We start from the raw sequence: 16282 nt of genomic DNA, 5'->3' as shown, positions 1-16282 counted from the left end.
GGATATGAGCCCAAGCCCCAGCACGGCCGAATTCGACTTCATCATCGTGGGCGCGGGCAGTGCCGGCTGCCTGCTCGCCAATCGGCTGAGCGCGAATCCGGATCACCGTGTGCTCTTGATCGAGGCCGGCGGCAAAGACGACTGGTTCTGGGTCAAGATCCCGGTGGGCTATCTGTACACCATCGCCAACCCCCGCACCGACTGGTGCTTCACCACCGAGGCCGACCCAGGCCTGGCCGGCCGTAGCATTCTTTACGCGCGCGGCCGCGTGATCGGCGGCTGCTCGTCGATCAACGCGATGATCCACATGCGTGGTCAGGCAAGCGATTACGACCTCTGGGCGCAGGCCACCGGCGACGAACGATGGCGGTGGGGCGGCTCGGACGGTCCCGGCGAGACGCTGGCGATCTACAAGCAGTTAGAGGACTACTTCGGCGGAGCCGACGAGTGGCATGGCGTCGGTGGCGAGATCCGCGTGGAGCGACCGCGGGTGCGTTGGAAGATCTTGGACGCCTGGCAGGCCGCTGCCGCTCAACGCGGCATCGCCCCGATCGACGAGTTCAACCGAGGCGACAACTCCGGCAGCGCCTACTTTCACGTCAACCAACGGCGGGGCCGGCGCTGGTCGATGGCCGACGCTTTCCTGCATCCCATCGCCCACCGCCCCAATCTCACCGTCTTCACCCATACTCAGGCCTTGGCGCTGCTGATGGACGAGCACGTGCGCGAGGATCAACGGCGTGGCGCGTGGACCACGGCCCAGCACCGCGTCACCGGCCTGCGACTACTCAAGGATGGACAGCGGATCGACGTCCGAGCGCGCCGGGAGGTGATCCTGAGCGCCGGAGCGATCGGCTCGCCACATCTCATGCAGGTTTCGGGGCTGGGTCCGGCAGGGCTGCTGAGTGAGCACCAGGTGCCGGTGGTCGTCGATCTGCCGGGAGTGGGCGAGAACCTGCAGGACCATCTGCAACTGCGGACCGTCTACCGCATCCAGGGCGCCCGGACCGTCAACACGCTGTACCGCAATTGGATCACCCGCGGTGGCATGGGACTTCAGTACCTGACGCTGCGGTCGGGACCGATGACCATGCCGCCCTCCACGCTGGGAGCTTTCGCGAAAAGCGATCCGGCGCTGGCCAGTCCGGATTTGGAGTGGCATGTGCAGCCGTTGTCATTGCCCAAGTTCGGTGAACCGCTGCATCGTTTCGGAGCCATTACTCCCTCAGTGTGCAATCTGCGGCCCAGCTCGCGCGGCCACGTGCGCATCGCCAGTGCCGATCCGCTGACCAACCCCAAGATCTCCTGCAATTATCTGTCCACCGCCGCCGATCGCCGCATTGCGGTGACGGGCCTGCGGATGACCCGGCAGATCATGGCAGCGCCGGCGCTGGCGCCCTACCGCCCGCAAGAGTTGTTGCCGGGCCCGCAACTGGTCAGCGACGAAGACCTACAGCAGGCGGCCGGCGAATTGGGTACGACCATCTTTCACCCGGTGGGCACATGTGCGATGGGATCCTTTGATACACAGGGTGTCCCGGCATCGGCAACAACGGTGCTCGACACCGACTGTCGCGTTTACCGGGTCGCCGGCCTGCGCGTGGTTGACGCATCGGCGATGCCCAACATCACGTCCGGGAACACCAACGCACCGGTCATGCTGATCGCGGAACGCGCGGCGCGGGCGATTCTGGAATAAACCGGGCGCCTGCTGAACTTGGGCCAAGAGTCGTCTCTTCCCCGACTCAGGAGCACTCATGACCCGACCCGTTCGAGTTGCCGTACAGATCCAGCCGGGCGGTGCGCCCGATTACCGCACGTGGCGCGATGCCGTCCTGGCCGCCGACGACCTCGGCGTCGACGTGATCTTCGGCTACGACCACTTTCACCGACCCGCCATGAAAGGCATCGTCGACGGCAAGCCCGTCCTGTTCGACGAGCAGCCCGACGTCGCCAACTTCGAAGGTTGGACCGCGCTCGCGTCGTGGGGCGAGATCACCTCACACGCCGAGATCGGGCTCCTCGTCACCGGCGTCGGATACCGCAACGCTGACCTGCTCGCCGACATGGCGCGCACCGTGGACCACATCAGCGGCGGCCGGCTCATCCTCGGCCTCGGCGCGGGGTGGTACGAAAAGGACTACACCACTTACGGTTACGACTTCGGCACCTTCGGCTCCCGCTTCGATCTGTTCGACGAAAGTCTGATCCGCATCGAAAACCGGCTCGCTGCACTGATCCCACCGCCCGTGCGCAAGGTGCCGATCCTCATCGGCGGCACGGGGCCCAAGCGCTCGCTGCCCGCAGTCGCCCGGCACGCCGACATCTGGCACGCGTTCCAGGATCTCGACGCCTTCCGCCGGTCCAGCGACCGCGTCGACGAGCTGGCAGCGACGTTCGGCCGCAACGGCGCCGATATCGAACGCTCGACGCTGTGGCAGGACCCCGACAGCGCCGATGCCTTCCGCGAGGCAGGCGTCAGGTTGTTCCAGACCGAGCTCACCGCCGACAACGGTTACGACCTCACCTCCCTCAAAGAGGTGCTCGCGTGGCGGGACAACGGGTGACTCGTCCCGGCGCCTAGGGGTTGATGGTGTGCTCGCCGACCTGGCGGCCCCACACGTACTCGGAAACCAGCGGTTGACCCAGTTCGAGGTGGTTGTACGGGGCGATCGAGGCACCGGTATCCATCACCAGGTACGGGGCCGGCCAGAGGTCCTTGGTGACCGGCTGCCAGCAGCCGGGCCGGCCCTCGGGGCCGCCCTTGGCGTTGACCCGCGGCAGGTTGTCCGGATACACGTAGGGATTGCCCGCACCGATCAGGAAATCTTGTAGCTCAAGGGCATACCCGTTACGGGTCTGCTGGGCGAACTTCGGCGCAGCCTCGGCGTAGTTGCGGACAGAACACGCCAGCGCAGGGCTGTTGCGGTCGAGCATCTCGCTCACCGGCAGCAGGTCTTGTGCACCGCGCACCAGATACGGCCCACCGCGCTCGAAGATGTCACCACCGGTATTGCCGAAACCGACCGCCGCGACCAGAGCCTGATCCAGATTGCCACGCTGCTCATTGAGCGAACGCGCCGTCGTGACAGCGTTGGTCAACCCGTCGAACAGATCCGGACCCGCATCGGCATACACCTCACCCAGATCGGCCAGACCCGAGATATCGCGACGAATCTGAGGCATCCGCGGATTCAGATCCGCCAAGATGTCATTGCCGTTGACGATCGACCGACCGAACTTGTCACCCAACCCGTCAAGCGCCTGCGCCGTCGCGGTCAGCGTCTGGTTCAACTTGATCGGATCGATCTGCTCAGAGATCGCGGTGATCGTCTCGAACAGCGTGTTGAACTCCGTGGTCACCCCCTGAGCCCGGATCGGCGTGTCCGGGGTCAACCGCTGCGGCGACGGGTTGGGCGGCGACAAGAACGAGATGTACTTGTTGCCGAACACCGTCGTCGCCCGCAGCTCCGCGGTCACATTCTCCGGGATCAACTTCAGATACTGCGGCTTGACGTCCAACGTCAGCTTGGCCTCGGGATTGTCACCGACAGTGACCACATCGATCGAAGCCAACCGGCCGATCGGCACACCATTGAAAGTGACCTTCGAACCCGGATCCATCGACAAACCAGCCCGCCCCGACAACACCGTCAGCTGCGTCTTGTCCTCGAAGGACCCACGGAACTGCATCCACGTCAACGTCAGCACCGCAACCAGGAGGACGATCATGCCCGCGGACGCCGTCTTGTAAGGCGGGTCGTACCGCCAGTGCGTGAACCGCCGCCGGGACCGGACCCGCGATGTCGCAGCAGACACGGCCACGCACAAACCTCCGACTTGTTGACGCAGCCGGCCAGTTCGATGAGCAATAGACATAGCCAGCGAGTGAGCGAGCAGAACTCTCGCAAACAACCCGAGACGACTGCAACTGCAAGCCGCCTGATGCGGCAAACATCAAATTGCTATCGCAAGGAGACCGTCATCACAGTCAGGGGCGCCGAGTAATCGGCGTAACGGCGAACGCCTGTCGTCACAGTCCGGACGGCACAACCTTGCCGTCGACCGTCACCTCGACCTCATGGGTCTTGGTGTTGTAGGTGATTTTGCCGTGCTCGAACGTCTCCACGAGCAGATCGCCATCGGCAGTCTCATCACTGGTGGGAGCACCCAGCGGGCCGACCGAGCCGTTCTCGCCGGTGACCTCGGGTGCGCCCTCCGGGTCACGTGGGACATTCCACGCCTCCCTGATCTTGCCCCAGGTGATGTATGCGGGCGTATCCGCGGCGTTGTTCTTGGCAGTGATCACCCCGCCCTGGAACTGCTGAAAGACCAAGCCGCTGTCACGGGTTCCGGCGTTGCGGTCACCGGTGAGCGGTTTGCCGAGCGCCTGCTTCTGACTTTGGGTTGCCGACGAGTACTTGGCAGCGATCGGACCGGTCAGCGTCACCTCGACATCGCGCTCCCCCTGCAACTTCACCTCGCTGGGCGGTGTTTCAGTCGTAGAGGTGGCGATCAACCCGACTTGGGGCTGCACCGACGTATCGACACTCTGGCCATTGCTGCATCCCGCAGTGAGCAGCGCGACGGCCGAGAGGCCGACGAGTGCCGTGCGGTGGTATGCGATCGTCCTCATGAGCTCCCTCTCGCGGCTTCCCGTAGGGGGAAATTCGGCTGAACCCCGCCCGGCCGGACTATAACCGAACCGCTCGAGTGGCGCAGGCAGTCGCCGTCTACAGCTCAGTAATCACCGCTAGGAGCACGGATATTGCCCATTGAGTACGCAATTCGACGGTGGCGAGTAGACACCGGACAGCACGCCCCTCAGCCCACCTGTAGCTGAACCGCCCGGCTGGATGATGCGATTCCAGTTCGCAGGCCCGAGAACATAGTGGGTGCCGTATCGGGTAAGCGTGCTACTCCACGTATGTGAGACGGATTCTCCTGGCGGCAAGTCGAATTCGAGACGCCAATCCGTCATCGGTACCGCACTGGCGTTGACGATGGTGAAGCGGGCGATGAAACCGGTTTGCCACGTCGATGTCACTGACAGCCTGGCGGCGGCCCCAGCAGCATGAGCGACCGCGGTGATGGCAAGCCCGGCCGCGACCATCATCGCGGCCAACGTTACGTGAAGCGCTGCGCTCCAGCGCTTCACGCGCTTGTCGGGTCTGACCACAGCAGCAAACACTAGAGCCGAGACGGTGAACGTCGATCCACGCATCGCCGGTCAGCTGCAGTAACTTTGCCCAACTGAAACCATTGCGAAACTTTGACCGGAATCGGGAACCCGTGACAGATACAGCCGGTAACGGTCACATGCACCGGGCCCGAACCACGAAAGTGCCTGTCTACCTCCGGTTTAGGTCACCGGCTGCAGCAATGCACCCGCGGCCCGGCGGTATAAGTCGTCGGCCGCACCCATCGCGGCTTTGACCGTGTTGTAGTAGTGGGTTCCAACCCCGCCGTGGTACTTCAGCAATTGCGGGTTCTGCGCGAGCGTTGCCGCCAAAACCGCGTCACCGCTTGTGATCCGGTACTTGTTGAACGCCTCGCTGAAGCGGGCGATGAACCGGGCGATCGACTTGTTGGGATCTTGGCGGTCAGCAACGGTGCCGAAGCTGGCCTTCTCCTGGAACAATCCGATGACCTCATCCGCAGCGCCTCCCGGCCCCCCGTAGGCCTGCACACCACCGGAAACGGCGGGCCGGAAGCTGGACTCGATTTTCGCAGTGGCGATGACGGTCTTGATCTGGTCATCAGTCAACCTGGCAGCCCTGCCCTGGCTCACGATGGCCTTGACGATGTCCTGCGCGCTGGAGTCCTTGGTGACGACTACCGGTGCCGGCGCAGGGATGGCCGCTGCCGCCACATTGGGGACGGCGCCGCGCACCGGCGGCTGTTCGACCGTGACCGCAGGATGCTGGTGCACCGGCGAAGTAACCAGAGCGGCCCCACCGAGGCCAGAGGCAACGAGGACGGTGGAAATGATCTTTTTTGCGTGCTTCGGTCTACCGAACGTCTCGATTGCCCGGTTGGCTTGCGGCATGGTCTAGCTCTCCTTGTGGGGGTTTGAACTTGTCGATTCGTGTGGCGAACACGAACACCCCCGCCACCCCGCTTCTCGGCACGAAAAGCGGGGTTGGACTGCAAGAGTTTGCTGCGCGCGCAACCGGTGCGACAACGCAGATGCCGGCCTACGCCAGCACGTCACCATGCGCGGCAATTACCTCCCCAGTTTGCCACGCTGTGATCTATGTCACCTTGCCTCGTACTACGGCATCGTAGTAATTAGCCGAGCACTCTATTGGATCATCCTGGATCTGCCAAAACGCCAGAACGACTTCGGTGACGCGGGCTCGACAACGGTCAGAATCCGACGCAGCTCACATTTGCTAAATCAGCCTGCTGCGGAGTTTTTCGAACAAGGTTTGAAATCTGCAGGCGCGGCTACGCAGTCAGCGGAACAGACCATAGCCATTCCTGAACAGCGGGAATCTGGCGGAGGGAGTCGTGACATGACGTTCTCACACATCGCACTGAAGACGACGGCGGCGGCCGCGGGGATCGCGGCAGCGGGAGTTTTGGCGGCACCGGTGGCCCTCGCAGATCCAGAAGTGCTTCAGTTCGGCCAAACCGCAGAGGTGCCCAGCCCTGGTGGGGCAATCGACTACACCGTGAGTAACTTGCAACCCAGCGGTCACAACGATGGCATCTGGTACTCGGATGTCACCGCCCAAGCCGTCAGCGGCTCCCCGACTCCGAACATTTCCGATTTCAACGCGCGAGCGGTCAACAGCTCCACCTACGCGAATATGAAGGGCAACCAGACGGACGGCCTGCCCAACCAGCCGATCGCGCCGGGCAGTCAAGCCACCGGCCGCGTCTACTTCGACGTACGCGGCGGCACAGTTCCCGACAGCGTTGTCTACCGGGATGCCGGCGGCACTGACAAGGTGGTTTGGAAGGGCTGACCAGTTCGCGCCCACATCGGCGGATTTCGGTGCCAACCGAAATCCGCAACGCTGCACCGACATTCCCGTTCGGGCGACGGGCACGCGAAGAAGGCAGTCCCGCGTTCGGGCCACTCCTCGCCGATTACTGCCAATCGGTGGCTGAGCGCGCAGTCCCGGAATGGCAGGGTGCGACCAACGCGCTGCAAGCGCTCCCCGAGATCGGTGCGCACCCACCCATCGGCTATTCAGGGGCGTCGCTGTCCGGTACCGTCGGGATAAGGCTGGCGGCGGTAGAACCGCTGATCACGGCCAGGTCTTCCGGCTGGGTGTCGGCACACGATTCGCTGCTCGAAGCCGCAGAACTGGTCACCATCCCGATCGAGTACCTGCTCCCCTTGGGAGACAAGGAAATCCCGCGCGAATTCGGTCTCGAGCTGTTCGACGCGTTCGCCTCGATGGACAAGGTGATACATGCCTTCCCGGGCGGGCATCGTGAGGTGCCTACCGACGGCCGGATCGACACGAGGTTCTTCCCTCGGCACCTCGGACCAGCGGGTAGCACGGCCACCGAGTGACGTGAAATGGGTATCGGCGGTCGATCCCGGCGGGGCCGATACCACTCAACGGCAAGATCGTTCCGAATGGAGTGCAAACACTTGAGTACCAAACGAATTACCATCGGCACTGAGCGAGAGCTAATCGAGAACATGCTCGACCGCAATCGCGAAGCGCTCATCGAAACCGCACGCGGTCTGTCCGAGTCGGCCGCCCGCCGACGACTCGTGACGTCGCTGACGACACCGATTTCGTTGATCAAGCATGCCGCCGCCGCGGAGCGGATCTGGTTCCAACGGTTCTGGGCGGGGCTCGACGAGACCGAGTGCGACGGCTATTCCGCGCGCGACGAGGGCACGTTCGCCGTCTCCGATGGCGAGTCGCTGGACGACGTCATCGCCGAGTTCGAGCACGCCAGTCAGCGATCGCGCGAGATCGCCTCCCGCTTCGCCCTCGATGACACCAAGGACAATCCCCGCGAAGGGACAGTCAGCATGAGATGGACGCTGCTCGCCATGATCGAGGAATTCGCCAGGCACGCAGGTCACGGAGACATCCTGCGGGAGCAGATCGATGCGCCTTCCGACTGCGCCGGTGAAACGCCTTGACCTCAAGTGCGCTTCAGATCTTACGGTTGAGCAATGACGACGCGACGCCCGAATCTCGATGACCCGACTCGTGACGGCGACCAAGCGGTGGTCGCCCTGATCGATCATCTTCAACGCGGCGGTGACGCGGGAGACGCGGACGTATACGACGGCATGTTCGCAGCCGACATCCTGTGGGGAACTCCAAAAGGCATGGTGCTCAAGGATTATTCAAATCTCAACCCGATTCACCGGCAGATGATGAGCGGGCCTCCGGTGGTGCCTGCATCACGGTTCGAACTCAAGCAGGCGGTCTCCCCGGCACCGGGAGTCGTGGTTGCCCAGATTCGCCGTACCGCGTTGAACGGCGGTTTCAGCGAGATGGCGATGTACGTCTTGGTTCGACGCGGCGAGAAATGGTGGGTTGCAGGAGCGCAGAACACCCCCGTAGTCGATACCCTCCCGCCGGTATCTGCCCCGCAGTGAACTGGTCTACCGCTCAGTCGAGGCAGAACTCGTTTCCCTCGACGTCCTGCATCACGATGAACGATTCGTCGATGCCGTCGGCAGGGATCAGCCGCACGCGCACCGCACCCAGAGCGACCAGGCGTGCGCACTCGGCCTCGAGCGCCTCCACGCGCTCCAGACCGACCAGCCCTTCGCCGACCCGCACGTCGAGATGCACCCGATTCTTGACTGTCTTTGCCTCCGGAACGCGTTGGAAGAACAGCCTCGGGCCGATGCCGGATGGATCCTGGCAGGCGAACATGGAACCCTGAAGCTCCTGCGGCAGGGTCCGATCGAAATCCGCCCATGTATCGAATCCCGGCGGTGGCGGCGGTACCACGTAACCCAGCACTGCGCACCAGAACTGAGCGACCTGTTCCGGGTGTGCGCAGTCGAAAGTGACCTGAAAATGCCTGACCGCCGCCATCGCTCAACCGTATCGGCCAGGCGACCGGAGTTCGGATGAATCCCGGCTTCTGGTGGCGTTCCCCGGGAAAGACAGGTCATTTCGCCATGTCTTCCAGAACAGCCCTCAGGAGGAGAACGCATGAGCTTGGACAACCTTTCACGACTTGGAAGTCCGATCGAGGAGTTGGTGCCGTCGCGTTATGCGGTGCAGGTCGGCGATATCGAGGTGCTGGTGATCAGCGATGGGGTCCTGCCGATCACAGCGTCGACGCTGGCGACCAACGCCGAGCCGGCCCAGTTGTCAGGTTGGCTGGACCACAACTTCCTGCCGCCCGACGTGATCGACTGGCCGCTGAACGTGGTGGTGGTGCGCAGCGGCGAGAAGACGATCCTCGTCGACGCGGGGCTGGGGCTGGAGTTCCCCGATTTCCCACGTGCCGGCAACACGGTCCAGCGTCTGGAGGCCGCCGGTGTCAATCTCGACGCCGTAACCGACGTGGTGCTCACCCACATGCACATGGACCACGTGGGCGGCCTGATCACCGAGGGCCTGAAGGAACGGCTGAGGCCGGACCTGCAGATCCATGCCGCGACCGCGGAAGCCGAATTCTGGGAGTCACCCGACTTCTCTCGCACCGTCATGCCCCAGCCGATCCCGGATGTGCTGCGCAGGGTCGCCACGCAGTTCCTCGACGACTATCGGGGTCAACTGCGGACTTTCGAGTCGGAGTATGAGGTGGCACCGGGAGTGCTCATCTCGCGCACCGGTGGGCACACCCCCGGTCACAGCGTGGTTCGGCTCGAATCCCGCGGCGACAAGCTGACGTTCGCCGGGGACGCCGTGTTCGCCCCGGGATTCGACAACCCCGAGTGGCAGAACGGATTCGAACACGATCCGGAGGAGGCGGCCCGCGTTCGCATTCAGTTGCTGCGCGAGCTCGCCGCGACCGGAGAATCGTTGGTGGCTACCCACTTGCCGTTCCCGTCCGTGTGCCATGTGGCGACCGCCGGGGACGCCTTCCGGTGCGTGCCCGCTGCCTGGGATTACTGATCCCCTTCAGCTGTGGGCCGGCGTCTGCGGCAGGCGCCGGCCCATCACGGTTTTTTGACATGTCCGTCAAACTCCAAGGAGCACCGGTACTTTGACTCAGCGAAGTTGCCGTTTCCACACGAGGGAGGTGCGGAGCTGCGAGTATGAGTGCGGTTGAGTCGGCATCGGCAAACGCAAACCGACTCATCCGCAGTCCGGACGAAGGAGCAGCAGATGAGTTGGACGGCGACTTCTGGAGTACCAAACGCGCTGACGAGAGCCGCCGTGGCGGTCGTCGCTGGAGCGTCAGTGCTGGCCGCGGCCATGCCGGCCGGTGTAGCGGCCGTTGATTCCGCACCCCGCGTACCCGTGGCCCTCGAGCCCATGAGTCCGGATGATCCGGCGTGCGCGACGGAGGGGTGGAACCCGGCCTGCTTCGGCGGCATGTATGACCAACCGCCCGACGACGGGATCCCTGGGGATAACGCGGCAGAAGGCGGAATTCCAGCCCCGGCAATGGTGCCCAATGTCGACGGGTCGTTGAGCCCGCCCGGCACGCCCGGCGCCATCTAGCCCGCCGCCGGAGCGTAGGGCACGACGGCAATAGTTCATCCTTTTCTGAATACATACGAGAGTGTACTGTGCGGGCATGGAGGCGCTCACACAGGACGCGGTACTGGCTCGATTCGGGCACGCGCTCTCGGACCAAACTCGGTCCAAGATCTTGCTCGCGCTCAAAGATTCCCCGGCCTATCCGGCCGACCTGGCCGAAGCGGCGGGCGTGTCGCGCCAGAGCATGTCCAACCACCTCGCCTGCCTGCGTGGCTGTGGTCTGGTGGTGGCAGTGCCTGAAGGCCGGCGCAGCCGGTATGAACTCGCCGACCCCAAACTGGCCCATGCTTTGAACGACTTGGTGCACGTGGTGTTGGCGGCCGACGCCTCGCACTGCCCCAACGCCACAACCGACGAATGCTGCTGATGGTGCCTGACCCGCGGCATCCCGCCACTCCGCTCACACCCGCACGACGGGCGTTGCTGCACAGGCGGATTCGATGGTTCGTTGCCGCAACCATCGCCTATAACGTGATCGAGGCCGTCATCGCGATCGGCGAAGGCGCCAGAGTGTCCTCGACAGCGCTGGTGGGATTCGGGCTCGACTCCGTGATCGAGGTGTCCTCGGCCGCCGCGGTCGCCTGGCAATTCTCGGTGCCCGATCCGGAAGCCCGGGAGAAGACCGCACTGCGGGTCATCGCGATGTCGTTCTTCGCGCTGGCCGGCTATGTCACGGTCGAATCGCTCCGCTCGCTGACCGGAACAACCGAGGCCGCCAGGCATTCGGCAATCGGCATTGCGCTCACCGCGGCCAGCCTGATCATCATGCCGGTGCTCTCTTGGGCGCAGCGTCGGGCCGGCCGCGAGCTGGGCTCCCGCTCGGCGGTCGCCGACTCCAAACAGACATTGCTCTGCACCTACCTGTCCGGGGTCGTGCTCGCCGGACTGGCACTCAACAACCTCTTCGGCTGGGCTTGGGCCGACTCGATTGCCGCACTTATTCTCGCCGGTGTTGCCGTCCGTGAAGGACGCCAAGCGTGGCGTGGCCAAACCTGCTGCGACACAGCCATTCCCACTGTCGACGGCGAAGATCACTGCTGCCCGAATCGCATGGACTAATCACCGAGTTGAACATGCACCGTCCATACCCAACTGGACGTGGGCGATCATGGCGAATCGGCGTTGATCCCCGTGGGGACAACGACGTTGGTGCGCAACGGGGCATTCGGACCGATCAGACGTCGAGCTCGAAGCCCAGGTCGATATCGCACGCGGCCTGCCCGCCCCGGATGCCCCAGTTCTCGAGCGGGCTCTCACGTAAGACGATCGTGACATGGTTGGCCGGAATGCCCAGTTTCTCCAGCCGAATGACGATCTGCCGGTAGAGGTTTCGCTTCGCCTCTACTGATCGACCGGAAAAGCAGTCGATTCCGACGAGCGTGTAGAGCTCGGGATGAGCCAACCCCGGCGAGTACGAGAACCGATGTGGCTGATGGGAAACCAGTCGGACATGCTTGTCGCCGACGGGTATCTGAAACGCCGCCACGAGCGCATCGTGCACCGCGTCGATTATCGCCACCTCTTCGGATTCGGTGTAGTGGCGCCTGACCTCGATGAGCGTGCTGGGCATCGACGCATCGTCACACACGGGGTGGGCGACCGTCATTCCAATATCAAGACTTGGGCCCCAGCCCGGAACACCGGGCTGGGGCCCAAGGGGAAACTATGCCTGCACCTGTCCCAGGGTGACGTCGACGGTACGAGAGGCCCCCGACTCGTCCTCGTAGGTCAACGTGACGGTGTCCCCCGGCGCCTTGGAACGCACGGCGGCGACCAGGGCTTCGGGGCCGTCGATCACCTTGTCGTCGAGCTTGGTGATCACCGCGCCTTGGCTCAGGCCCGCAGCTGCTGCCGGACCGCCCTTGACCACGCCGGCGACCGCGGCACCACTGGTGTCGTTGCCGGAGAGTTGGACACCGAGCGAGGCGTGCTGGACGGTGCCGGTCGAAACCAGTTCGTCGGCAATCCGTTTGGCCTGGTCCACCGGAATGGCAAAGCCCAAGCCGATCGATCCGGCTTGCCCGCCACCCTGCGAACCCTGACCACCGCCCAACGAGGCGATCGCCGAGTTGACGCCGATGAGGTCGCCGTTCATGTCGACCAGCGCACCGCCGGAATTGCCAGGGTTGATCGCCGCGTCGGTCTGAATAGCACTCATCACCGACTGTTGGCCGCTCTGCCCGTCACCCGTCGCGACGGGGCGATCCAGCGCGCTGATGATGCCGGTCGTGACCGTGCCCTGCAGACCCAACGGCGAGCCGACCGCAACGACGTTCTGCCCCACCTTGAGGTCCTTCGATGAACCGATGGTGATCGGGGTGAGCCCAGAGACGTTCTGCGCCTTAACCACCGCGATGTCGTCGTCGGGATCAGTGCCGATCACCGAAAACGGCACCGTGCGCCCGTCGGACATCGTCACGGTCGCCTGCATGGCGCCGCTGGCCCGTCCGGAACGGTTGGCGGACGGTCCGTCGGGCGAGTACGGGTCGCCACCGGGGAACTGTCCGCCTGGGAGCAGCCCGCGCGGGAAGCCCGGGAATTGGTCATCGGGTGCGGTCTGGGTGGCCAGTGGACCCTGGTCGGCGCCGGCCGCGGCGGCCACAACGTGGTTGTTGGTGAGGATGAGACCGTCCTCGCTCAGGACGATGCCGGAGCCTTCCTCCCGCCCCTGACCCGTCTCGATCTGCAGTTTCACCACGCTGGGCAGCACTTTGGCCGAGACCTGTTCGACCGATCCGGCCGGGGCCGAATTCTTCGGCTGCACCGGAACCGCGCCCTGGGCCGGCGACGGCTTACCGACGCGGCCGGGCACGGACGCCTGGGCCACCGGACTGGGTTTTCCGGCATGGTCCACCACGGCCACCGCTGCGACTGCACCCGTTGCCATGGCAACGGCGGCAGTGCCGGCGACAAGCACCCCGACGCGCGACTTCTTCTTCGGGTGCGACGCTTCCGGCGGCGCGGCAGGCGCATCGAACTTCTGGGTCATCTCTGGATGCAGCCCGTAGGGCGGGTATGGCTGCTGATAGCCCCTCCGGCTCCAGGGGCTCGGATTCGGTTGATCCGTCGCCCGTTTCGCTTCCCACTCCTGATTGCTATTTGGTGACGACATCCCCGGCCACTGATTCATTGCGCTTGTTTCTTTCGTTGCGACACCGACAGTTATGCGCCGTGCCGGCGCCTACGTAGATGCTGCAGCCCGGTACTGAGGGTTTGCTGAGAGGGACCTCGGTGCGCCCCAAGACTTTTCCCGACCGGGCGTGGGCGCCGTCACACGCCCCTGCGATCAACGCGAAAGCACCACTGCGGCATCAAGGTTGCAGATGTCGGGTGACGAACGTCAGGACAACGGATTGAGCACGAGCGTGCACAGGCGCGGCAGATGCCCGATCGGGATCCAGGCGACCATCTGCCGACAGGTTCCCGTCGCCATGCCGATCGGCCCGCCGCAGACCGGCCAGGCCCCCAGACCTTGTGTCTGCAAAACGTTGCGGGCCACGCGAATCTGCTCTTCTCGACTCGCCGCGGCCGGCGATCCTGTTCCTCCGTGGGAGGCCCACGTGGCCGGGGTGAACTGCAGGCCACCGTAGAAACCGTTGCCGGTGTCAGCCGACCAGTTGCCACCTGATTCACATTGGGCCATGGCATCCCAGTTCGGCTCGGCGCCGGCGTTGGGGACCGCCAGCAGGGTTTGAGCCACCGCGAATGCACCGACGAACCCGAAAACAGTGACGACCTTGCGCACGCGCATGTCGATCCCTTCATGGCGGCGAGCACTGCCCGTGCCCGCCGGTAATGGCGGGGCGAAAGGCTATTTGCAGCCCATCGTGATACCCGAGTTTACCCATGAGGTGAAAGTAAAATAGCCGTGCTAGAGAGTCTAATTATCTTCTTTGAGTTTATTTAATAGTTATGCGATCTGTGGGGCCATTGAGAAACCTGAGTTGATGTCCTATCGGGCGATATATCCAGGTCAGAAGGCATCCAGCGCCGCACGCCGGCCGCCGCCGACGCCCAGCGCTGATCTCATAAACCAGTGACGACTGCTGTGACAATTGGCCACTATCGTGAATTCAGATTCAGATGCGGTGGCAGTTAAAGAATTGAATTCTGATGTAGATGTGACAGCTGAGAGAGATGTGGTTGCTGTTACAGCACGTTGTTCACGACGGCCGCCGGGCGTAAGCGAGCGATGATGCCGTCGAGATCGCGCAGGAACATCTCGGGACGGAACACATGACCCCCAGGCACCTCGTGCGCCTCGAACGGAATCCCGGCCCGGCCGAGCAGGTCGCGGAACTCCCGCTGACCGGCAAGCACCTGAGTTTCGTTCACACTGTCGAACCAGTTGAGCGGATCGGGACTGGTGCCGGCGACAAGAAAGATCCGCTTGTTGCGGTAGCTCTCGATCCGCTCGACCGGATTGTCGGCACTGACCCTCGCCTGATCCCAGAACGGGGCGCCGTAGACCGTCCCGCCGCCCAGATCGAGAACCGCCGACGTGATGTTCGCCCAGTGCACGACGAGGCCGAAATCCCGGCGCAGGCTCGCCGGCCCGGAGTGGGCACTGACCGATGCGAAATGGCCGTAGTACTTGGCGGTGTACTTCAGCGCACCGAAACCGCCCATCGAGAAACCGCCGACGGCACGGCCGTCGTACTCGGCATAGGTCCTAAAGTTCGCTTCCATCCACGGCAGCAGCTGGGCGATGTGGAACGTCTCCCAGTTGCGCGGCCCGACGAACGATGTGACCGGATTGGAGTACCAACCCGCGTGCCCGCCGTCGGGCATCACCACGATGATCGGTTTGCCCGCCGTCCAGTCGCGGATCCCCAGGAAGTCGAACTGCCGGAAATCGTCGGCGCCACCGTGGAACATGTAGAGCACCGGATAGGTGCGGCCGCTGGTGTGATAGTCGTCGGGAAGCAGAACGTTGACGCCCGGGTTCCACCCGACAGCGGCAGTCTGGAATCGGTAGTACCACAGGCGTGGATCACTTTCGTTGCGGTCGACGATCCGAAGACCGAACCCGTCGCTGCGACCGCTGAAGATGACGAGCGTCTGCCCCGGGTTGATATGGCCGGGATCGGCAATGTTGTTGACCGCGGCGATCGGCGGATAGAACAAGGCGTCACCGTAGAAGCGTGATGCCAACGCCGACAAGGTATCCCCCGGTACGACTGTGTATCTCTTGAGTTCGGGAACAATGAGCCGCTGCCCGGGATTGAGACCGGCGCCCTCGGGGATCCCGTTGGCGGCAGCGATCAACCGGGTCAAGGCAGGCTGTCCGTAGAAGCGGGACGCCACGGCCGACAACGTTTCGCCAGGGCCGACCGTGTGGCGCGCAAAGTCGGGAAAGACGAGTTGTTGTCCGACGTTGAGGACGTCGGGATCGGGAATCGCGCTGGCCGCCGCGATCAGCCGATACAGTTCGGCGTCTCCGTAGAACCGCAACGCCAATGCCGACAGCGTCTCCCCCGGCACCACCGTGTGAATTCTGACCATGGGTCCCCTCCTTCAGTCGCAACCAGCCCTGGTCGACGAGTCCGATTGCCCTGATCACCTCCGAGTCTAGGCGCGAAACAGTTGACTTCTAAGGCATTACGGATGTTCGGCACGTACGCTCC

Annotated in this window: 19 protein-coding genes; 10 read left to right on the top strand and 9 right to left on the bottom strand. The window is 63.9% G+C overall.

Annotated features, from left to right (window positions below; genetic code table 11):
- Positions 1-4: 4 nt before the first annotated feature.
- Entirely contained in the window at positions 5-1699 is a 1695-nt protein-coding gene (locus K6L26_RS16270; protein WP_085141534.1) for a GMC family oxidoreductase, read from the top strand.
- Between the two features lie 58 nt (positions 1700-1757).
- A complete protein-coding gene (locus K6L26_RS16265; RefSeq protein WP_221850793.1) occupies positions 1758-2567 on the top strand; it encodes an LLM class F420-dependent oxidoreductase in 810 nt (269 codons plus the stop codon).
- Between the two features lie 13 nt (positions 2568-2580).
- Here the strand turns inward: K6L26_RS16265 and K6L26_RS16260 are convergent, their stop codons facing one another.
- The 4 genes from K6L26_RS16260 to K6L26_RS16245 form a co-directional block, all read right to left on the bottom strand.
- Positions 2581-3732: an MCE family protein gene (locus K6L26_RS16260; RefSeq protein WP_245008756.1), complete on the bottom strand. Its 1152-nt coding sequence runs from the start codon at positions 3730-3732 to the stop codon at positions 2581-2583.
- 301 nt (positions 3733-4033) lie between these two features.
- Positions 4034-4636 carry an LGFP repeat-containing protein gene (locus tag K6L26_RS16255; protein WP_221850790.1) on the bottom strand — a complete coding sequence of 201 codons (603 nt, stop codon included), beginning with the start codon at positions 4634-4636 and terminating at the stop codon, positions 4034-4036.
- Between the two features lie 117 nt (positions 4637-4753).
- The gene (locus K6L26_RS16250; protein WP_221850788.1) at positions 4754-5224 is read right to left on the bottom strand and encodes a cellulose-binding domain-containing protein; all 471 of its coding nucleotides are present in this window, start codon (positions 5222-5224) and stop codon (positions 4754-4756) included.
- A 138-nt stretch (positions 5225-5362) separates the two neighbouring features.
- Positions 5363-5932, bottom strand: a complete 570-nt coding sequence (locus tag K6L26_RS16245) for a hypothetical protein (RefSeq protein WP_245008602.1) — start codon at positions 5930-5932, stop codon at positions 5363-5365.
- Between the two features lie 586 nt (positions 5933-6518).
- Here K6L26_RS16245 and K6L26_RS16240 point away from each other — a divergent pair.
- From K6L26_RS16240 to K6L26_RS16225, 4 genes are all read left to right on the top strand, one after another.
- Entirely contained in the window at positions 6519-6974 is a 456-nt protein-coding gene (locus K6L26_RS16240) for a DUF1942 domain-containing protein (protein ID WP_019346265.1), read from the top strand.
- 137 nt (positions 6975-7111) lie between these two features.
- Positions 7112-7531, top strand: coding sequence for a hypothetical protein (locus tag K6L26_RS16235; RefSeq protein WP_221850784.1), 420 nt, complete (start codon positions 7112-7114; stop codon positions 7529-7531).
- 81 nt (positions 7532-7612) lie between these two features.
- Positions 7613-8119 carry a DinB family protein gene (locus K6L26_RS16230; protein ID WP_036389749.1) on the top strand — a complete coding sequence of 169 codons (507 nt, stop codon included), beginning with the start codon at positions 7613-7615 and terminating at the stop codon, positions 8117-8119.
- 33 nt (positions 8120-8152) lie between these two features.
- Positions 8153-8584 (top strand): nuclear transport factor 2 family protein, encoded by a 432-nt coding sequence (locus K6L26_RS16225; protein ID WP_064896733.1) that lies wholly within the window; start codon positions 8153-8155, stop codon positions 8582-8584.
- Positions 8585-8597: 13 nt separating this feature from the next.
- Here the strand turns inward: K6L26_RS16225 and K6L26_RS16220 are convergent, their stop codons facing one another.
- Complete coding sequence (locus K6L26_RS16220; protein WP_221850783.1) at positions 8598-9032, bottom strand: VOC family protein; 435 nt, start codon at positions 9030-9032, stop codon at positions 8598-8600.
- Positions 9033-9152: 120 nt separating this feature from the next.
- Between K6L26_RS16220 and K6L26_RS16215 the strand changes: the two genes are divergently transcribed.
- The 4 genes from K6L26_RS16215 to K6L26_RS16200 all read left to right on the top strand — a co-directional run bounded on the left by K6L26_RS16215 (position 9153) and on the right by K6L26_RS16200 (position 11714).
- Entirely contained in the window at positions 9153-10064 is a 912-nt protein-coding gene (locus K6L26_RS16215; protein ID WP_221850781.1) for an MBL fold metallo-hydrolase, read from the top strand.
- A 264-nt stretch (positions 10065-10328) separates the two neighbouring features.
- Positions 10329-10616, top strand: a complete 288-nt coding sequence (locus K6L26_RS16210) for a hypothetical protein (protein ID WP_221850779.1) — start codon at positions 10329-10331, stop codon at positions 10614-10616.
- 76 nt (positions 10617-10692) lie between these two features.
- Positions 10693-11022: an ArsR/SmtB family transcription factor gene (locus tag K6L26_RS16205; protein WP_019346260.1), complete on the top strand. Its 330-nt coding sequence runs from the start codon at positions 10693-10695 to the stop codon at positions 11020-11022.
- Positions 11022-11714, top strand: a complete 693-nt coding sequence (locus K6L26_RS16200; protein WP_221853407.1) for a cation efflux transmembrane domain-containing protein — start codon at positions 11022-11024, stop codon at positions 11712-11714. Before K6L26_RS16205 ends, K6L26_RS16200 begins: the two co-directional genes overlap by 1 nt.
- 115 nt (positions 11715-11829) lie before the next feature.
- Here K6L26_RS16200 and K6L26_RS16195 read toward each other — a convergent pair whose 3' ends face one another.
- The 4 genes from K6L26_RS16195 to K6L26_RS16180 all read right to left on the bottom strand — a co-directional run bounded on the left by K6L26_RS16195 (position 11830) and on the right by K6L26_RS16180 (position 16160).
- Positions 11830-12225 carry a tautomerase family protein gene (locus tag K6L26_RS16195; RefSeq protein ID WP_036389747.1) on the bottom strand — a complete coding sequence of 132 codons (396 nt, stop codon included), beginning with the start codon at positions 12223-12225 and terminating at the stop codon, positions 11830-11832.
- Between the two features lie 93 nt (positions 12226-12318).
- Positions 12319-13644, bottom strand: coding sequence for a S1C family serine protease (locus tag K6L26_RS16190; protein ID WP_221850778.1), 1326 nt, complete (start codon positions 13642-13644; stop codon positions 12319-12321).
- A 351-nt stretch (positions 13645-13995) separates the two neighbouring features.
- Positions 13996-14406, bottom strand: a complete 411-nt coding sequence (locus tag K6L26_RS16185) for a transglycosylase family protein (protein ID WP_019346256.1) — start codon at positions 14404-14406, stop codon at positions 13996-13998.
- A gap of 398 nt (positions 14407-14804) precedes the next feature.
- Positions 14805-16160, bottom strand: coding sequence for an alpha/beta hydrolase-fold protein (locus K6L26_RS16180; RefSeq protein WP_221850776.1), 1356 nt, complete (start codon positions 16158-16160; stop codon positions 14805-14807).
- Between the last annotated feature and the right edge of the window lie 122 nt (positions 16161-16282).

Source organism: Mycobacterium farcinogenes, from assembly GCF_019739075.1.
GTDB classification, from domain to species: domain Bacteria; phylum Actinomycetota; class Actinomycetes; order Mycobacteriales; family Mycobacteriaceae; genus Mycobacterium; species Mycobacterium senegalense.
Note: the sequence above shows the minus strand (reverse complement) of the source record. Positions and strands in the feature narration are given on the sequence as shown.